Here is a 2,209-nt window from a genome sequence, read left to right as displayed (position 1 = left end):
CCTGGACCCTGCCCGCCCTGCGCCAACGCTGGCAGCCGCGCCTGCCCGGCCTGATGCTGGTCGGCCTGATCGCAGCGGCGTCGCTGTACCTGGCCGAGCTGCCGTGGCTGCAGGCACACGGCCTGAGTGCGCTGACCGTGGCCATCGTCGCCGGCATCGTGATCGGCAACACCCTCTATCCGCGGCTGGCACCGAGCAGCGCGGCCGGTGTTGGTTTCTCCAAGCACTGGCTGCTGCGCGCCGGCATCGTGCTGTACGGGCTGCGCCTGACCTTCCAGGACATCGGCCATGTCGGTGTCAGCGGCGTGCTGATGGACGTGCTGGTGGTTGCCAGCACCTTCGGCCTGGCCTGCTGGCTGGGCGTGCGCGTGTTCAAGATGGAACGCGAGGCGGCCATGCTGATCGGCGCCGGCAGCGCGATCTGCGGCGCCGCGGCGGTGATGGCTGCAGAACCGGTGGTGCGCGGGCGCGCAGCACAGGTCACGGTGGCTGTGTCGACGGTGGTGGTGTTCGGCACGCTGGCGATGTTCCTGTACCCGGCGCTGTATGCACTGGTGCAGTCGCACGGCTGGCTGGCGATGGACGCACGGCAGTACGGCCTGTTCACCGGTGCGACGGTGCATGAAGTAGCACAGGTGGTGGCCGCCGGCCGTGCGGTCAACGAAGCGGCGGCTGATACCGCGGTGATCACCAAGATGGTGCGGGTGATGCTGCTGGCGCCGTTCCTGATCGCGCTGTCGCTATGGCTGGCACGTGGGGGCAAGGCCAGCGCCGACGGCAGCAAGGCGCGCATCGTGGTGCCGTGGTTCGCGTTCGGTTTCGTGGCGGTGGCCGGTTTCAACTCGCTGCACCTGCTACCGGCTGGCCTGCAGGCGGGGCTGGTGCAGCTGGATACCGTGCTGCTGGCGATGGCGATGGCTGCGCTGGGTCTGACCACCCACGTCTCGGCGCTGCGCCAGGCGGGCCTGAAGCCGCTGCTGCTGGCGCTGATCCTGTTCGCCTGGCTGCTGTTCGGTGGCCTGGCGATTCATCAGGGCGTGCTGGCGTTGCTGGGCTGAGTCTACCCCCGATGTAGAGCCGAGCCGACGCTCGGCTTCAGAGGTGAAGCAGCCGAGCATCGGCTCGGCTCTACAAAGGGCAGCCGCGCGCGACCGGACGGGTACAATGCGCCATGACTGACTTCTCGACCCTGCCGCTGAGCCCGGCCCTGCAGCCCGGCCTGGACGCCCTCGGCTACACCACTCTCACCCCCGTGCAGGCGCAGAGCCTGCCGGCCATCCTGGATGGCCGCGATGTGATCGCACAGGCGCCGACCGGCAGCGGCAAGACCGCCGCCTTCGGCCTGGGCCTGCTGCAGTCCATCGACCCCAGCCTGATCCGCGTGCAGGCGCTGGTGCTGTGCCCGACCCGCGAACTGGCCGACCAGGTCGGCAAGCAGATCCGCAAGCTGGCCACCGGCATTCCCAACCTGAAGCTGTTGCTGCTGGTCGGTGGCGTGCCGCTGGGCCCGCAGCTGGCATCGCTGGAAGGCCATGACCCGCACGTGGTGGTCGGTACGCCCGGCCGCGTGCAGGAGCTGGCACGCAAGCGCGCGCTGAATCTTGGCGCGGTGCGCACGCTGGTGCTGGACGAGGCCGACCGCATGCTCGACATGGGCTTCGAGGAGCCGATCCGCGAGATCGCCGGCCGCACCCACAAGGACCGCCAGAGCCTGCTGTTCTCGGCCACCTTCCCCGACAGCATCCGCGCCATGGCGCGTGACCTGCTGCGCGAGGCGGTGGAAGTGACCGTGGAAGGCGCCGACCAGGCACCCGCGATCCGCCACATGTTCTGCGAGGTGGAACCGGCACACCGGCAGAAGGCATTGGCCGGCCTGCTGCTGAAGTACACGCCGGAATCGGCGGTGGTGTTCTGCAACACCCGCAAGGACGTGGACGAAGTAGCCAACTCGCTGCAGCAGTTCGGCTTCTCCGCGCTCGCCCTGCATGGCGACATGGAGCAGCGCGATCGCGAGGAGGTGCTGCTGTTGCTGGCCAACCGCAGCTGCAACGTGCTGGTCGCCAGCGACGTGGCCCCGCGCGGCCTGGACGTGGAACAGCTGGCCGCGGTGATAAACTACGACCTGCCGAACGACGTGGATATCTAACATCACCGCGTGGGGCGTACCGGCGGTGCCCGTGCCAGCGGCCATTCGAAAAAACAGGTGGCC

General features: G+C 68.9%; 1 protein-coding gene and 1 pseudogene. Both read left to right on the top strand.

Annotated features, from left to right (window positions below; translation table 11 throughout):
* The coding region (locus tag QRO91_RS22320) for a YeiH family protein (protein ID WP_285310588.1) at positions 1–1,058 on the top strand (1,058 nt) is incomplete at its 5' end.
* 113 nt (positions 1,059–1,171) lie between these two features.
* Positions 1,172–2,143, top strand: a pseudogene (locus QRO91_RS22315) (DEAD/DEAH box helicase); the annotation flags it as partial.
* Positions 2,144–2,209 lie beyond the last annotated feature (66 nt).

This window comes from Stenotrophomonas maltophilia group sp. Smal32, assembly GCF_030237085.1.
Lineage (GTDB): Bacteria > Pseudomonadota > Gammaproteobacteria > Xanthomonadales > Xanthomonadaceae > Stenotrophomonas > Stenotrophomonas maltophilia_Q.
This window is presented reverse-complemented; position numbering and strand designations above follow the sequence as displayed.